4 protein-coding genes are annotated in these 3,706 nt (G+C 63.5%); 3 read left to right on the top strand and 1 reads right to left on the bottom strand.

The window, feature by feature from the left end; translation table 11 throughout:
* Positions 1–202: alpha/beta hydrolase (locus EOA36_RS30530; RefSeq protein WP_127280650.1), on the top strand; the 202-nt coding region annotated here is incomplete at its 5' end.
* A gap of 143 nt (positions 203–345) precedes the next feature.
* Complete coding sequence (locus EOA36_RS30535; protein WP_127280651.1) at positions 346–1,503, top strand: alpha/beta hydrolase; 1,158 nt, start codon at positions 346–348, stop codon at positions 1,501–1,503.
* 24 nt (positions 1,504–1,527) lie between these two features.
* On the opposite strand, the gene ade is transcribed toward EOA36_RS30535, so the two are convergent.
* Positions 1,528–3,345: an adenine deaminase gene (gene ade / locus EOA36_RS30540; protein WP_127280652.1), complete on the bottom strand. Its 1,818-nt coding sequence runs from the start codon at positions 3,343–3,345 to the stop codon at positions 1,528–1,530.
* Positions 3,346–3,516: 171 nt separating this feature from the next.
* Here ade and EOA36_RS38575 point away from each other — a divergent pair, with 171 nt between their 5' ends.
* Positions 3,517–3,660 carry a hypothetical protein gene (locus tag EOA36_RS38575; protein WP_245464515.1) on the top strand — a complete coding sequence of 48 codons (144 nt, stop codon included), beginning with the start codon at positions 3,517–3,519 and terminating at the stop codon, positions 3,658–3,660.
* Positions 3,661–3,706 lie beyond the last annotated feature (46 nt).

A 3,706-nucleotide genomic window follows, 5' to 3' on the forward strand; every position in this document is an offset into this window, starting at 1 on the left:
CTACAAGGATGCCGCCGATCTTGCCACCTATGGCGTGACGGTAGTCGATCTCTCAAAGGTCAAGGGCAGCGACAGCTTCAACCATACGAAATTCGCCGACAATCCGGCCCTGGTGAAGATGATCGGCCAGCGGCTGCGCGAGGACGATGGTTTCGCCAGCGATCGGGACGTGACCGACCGCATCAGCCTGCTTGGGCAGTAGATGCGGCGCCACGGTTTTCGCCGTGCCTGTTCACCATCGCCGGACCATTGGCCCACTTTGAACTGGACCGCGCCCGTCTCTGGCCTTATCGGAGTATCGAGCGACGTCATGCGTTTGACGTCCCCCTATGCGGGAGCCGACGCGTGGCCTTGCGCTTGAAGAGTTTACTCGTCGCATTTGCGCTCGCCGTCACCGGCTGCGCCGGCCCGACGCACGACCTCCTCAACAAGACCACTGTCGCCGCACCTGCTTCGGATATTGCGGCCACGCATGAGATTTTTGTTGCGACGACGCGCCAGAAGGCAACGAAGGATCCGCGGCAGGTGTTCGATAGCGATCGTTCCCTGACCACCAGCTATGCCCGTGTCGATGTCACGGTTCCGAAGAGCCATCAGGTCGGCAACATCGAGCGCGCCAAGGGTTCGGCCAACAGCAACCCGGCCAAGGACTTCACAGCCAAGGATGTCACCTACTATGAAGGCGCGCCGCAATTCGCCAAGGCGGTCGGCGCCGACATCACCATGCGCGGCGACCGCGCACTGGTCTTCGTGCATGGCTTCAACAATGGTTTCGACGACGGCATCTACCGGCTGACGCAGATCGCCCACGACACGAAATATCCGGGTACCCCGGTGCTGTTCTCATGGGCCTCGAGCGCCAAGACAACAGGGTATCTCTACGACAGGGACAGTGCCAATGCCGCGCGCGACGACCTCGAGGCAACGCTCAGGATGCTTGCCAAGACTCGGGTCAAGAGCATCGACATCATCGCCCATTCAATGGGCACCTGGTTGACGATGGAGGCGCTGCGCCAACTCGCCATCACCGGCGACCGGGATCTCGGCGGCAAGCTCGGCTATGTCATCTTGGCCTCGCCGGACATCGATGTCGACGTGTTCAAGAAGCAGATGATCCGCTACGGCAAACCTACCAAGCCCTTCGCCATACTGCTTTCAGGCGACGATCGGGCCCTGAAGCTGTCGTCCCTCATTTCTGGCGACAAGCCGCGAGTCGGCGATTACGGCAATGCGGCGGACCTCGCCTCCTATGGCGTGGCCGTGGTCGACCTGACCAAGACGAAGGGCGGCGACGGCGGCCTCAACCACGCCAAATTCGCCGACAACCCGTTCCTGGTGCAATTGCTCGGGAACAGGTTGCGCACGCCTGCCGGCCTGGCCGCGGACGAGGACACGGCACAGCTTAGCAATATCGGTCAGGGCCTCGGAAAGGTCGTCGGCTCCGCCGCCGAAGTCATCATCACGACGCCGTTCAAGGTGCTGACCATCGCCACCGGCGGGTAGACAGCCAAGAGCGGACGGCTGGCCTCAGACGAACAGATCGACTTTCTGGAACGTCGTCACGTCGATCAGCCCGACGTCGGAAATCCTGAGCTCGGGAATGACGACCAGCGCCAGCAGCGAGTGCTGCATGTAGGCGTTGTTGAGGGAGCAGCCCATCTTGCGCATCGCCTCGGTCAGTTTCTCAGCCTTGGCGGCGACGATCTCGGCGCGCTCGTCCGACATCAGCCCGGCGATCGGCATTTCGACCAGTGCCAGTTCCTTGCCTCTGGAGAACAGCACGACGCCGCCGCCGACTTCTCCCAGCCGGTTCACGGCCAGCGCCATGTCCTGCTTGTTGGTGCCAACGCAGATGATGTGATGGGCGTCATGGGCGACACTGGAGGCCATGGCACAGTCGGCCATGTAACCGAAACCGCAGACGAAGGCATTGGTGACACCGCCCGTGCCCTTGTGCCGCTCGACCAGCGCGATCTGGCATATGTCGTTGCGGCGATCCATGGCGACCAGCCCATCCTCGACTGGCAGGTCGGCCTCCAGTGCGCGCGTGGGTGCCTGGTTCTCGATGACGCCGATCACCCGCACCCGCACTTCGTTGGCGCCCTTGGGTGCCGCGATATCGAAATCGCCGGCCTTCAGTTTCTTGCCGAGCTTGACGGTGTTCTTCGCCGTCTTCGGATAATCATAGGCCGGAATATCGATGTCGAGCTTGCCGCCCTTGGCCAGCCTGACGCCGCGCGCATAGACCTCGTCAATGCTCATTGCGGTGAGATCGGAGACGATCAGCAGGTCGGCCAACCGCCCCGGCGCGATCGAACCGATCTCGCGTTCCAGCTTGAAATGCTGGGCGGTGTTGAGCGTCGCCATCTGGATCGCGGTCACCGGTTTCAGCCCCTGTTGGATGGCGTGGCGCACCACCCGGTCCATGTGGCCTTCATGGACCAGCGTGCCGGAATGGCTATCGTCGGTGCACAGGATGAAATTGCGCGGATCGATGCCGCTCTCCGTCACCGCCTTGATCTGCGAGGCAACATCGTACCAGGCCGAGCCCAGCCTGAGCATCGCCTTCATGCCCTGGCGCACGCGGGCGATGGCGTCCTCGGCGCGCGTGCCCTCGTGGTCATCCTCGGGTCCGCCGGCGACATAGCCGTGGAACGGCAGACCAAGATCGCGCGAGGCATAGTGGCCGCCGACCGTCTTGCCAGCCTTGACCGTCGCGGCGATCTCGCCCGACATCACCGGATCGTTGGCGGCGACGCCAGGGAAATTCATCACCTCGCCAAGTCCGATGATGTTTTCCCAGGTCATCGCTTCAGCGACATCGGCGACCGTCAGCTCGGCGCCGGCATGTTCAAGCCCGGGCGCCGAGGGCACACAGGACGGCATCTGCACATGCACGTTGATGGGCATGGCCACCGCCTCGTCATGCATCAGCCGCACGCCCGGCAGGCCCAGCACATTGGCGATCTCGTGCGGATCGATGAACATCGAGGTGGTGCCGTGCGGGATGACGGCGCGGCAGAATTCGGTGACCGTCACCATGCCGCTCTCGACATGCATGTGCGCGTCGCAAAGGCCGGGCACGAGATAGCGTCCGCCTGCGTCGACCACCTTGGTGCCCTGCCCGATCGTGTGGCTGGCATTCGGCCCGCAATAGGCGAAGCGGCCGCCAGATATGGCGATGTCGGTGCCGGCGATGATCTCGCCCGAATGGACGTTCACCCAGCGCCCGTTGCGGATCACGAGATCGGCGGGTTTGCGGCCCATCGCGACATCGACCAGATCGGTCGCCATTTCGGTCCACGGTTTGGGTTTCGTCGCACGGGCGGGCGGCTTCCTGGCCATCAAAGACTCCTGTTTGCCCGACTGTGCCAAGCCGACGGCGTTTTGGCCAGCGAGGAAGCGTGGATTTGCCCGGAGATTGCCGGATCGGCGCCGAAGCCGACCTCAGCTATTCCTCGATCGACGGCACGGTGGAACTCGGCGGGCCCGGAAATGTCGTAGGCGATTGATCGTGTGCTGGTCTACGGCATAGGCGGCGTCGCCCTCGCCGGCGTCGAGACGTCGCAAGATGCGGGCACCGCCTTCTCAGACACACGCACCACCGTCGGCTGGACCGTCGGTGTCGGCGTCGATTACGCGCCGACCGACAAGCTCTGAGCGTCGCCACCGGCGTTGCCCAACAAGGCTGCGCGCAGACCAGTCT

It is taken from the genome of Mesorhizobium sp. M8A.F.Ca.ET.021.01.1.1, from assembly GCF_003998025.1.
Lineage (GTDB): Bacteria > Pseudomonadota > Alphaproteobacteria > Rhizobiales > Rhizobiaceae > Mesorhizobium.

What these genes read in the sequence shown, in the direction of transcription:
- ade (WP_127280652.1), bottom strand. Translation starts at nt 3,345, where the DNA reads ATGGCCAGGAAGCCGCCCGCCCGTGCGACGAAACCCAAACCGTGGACC.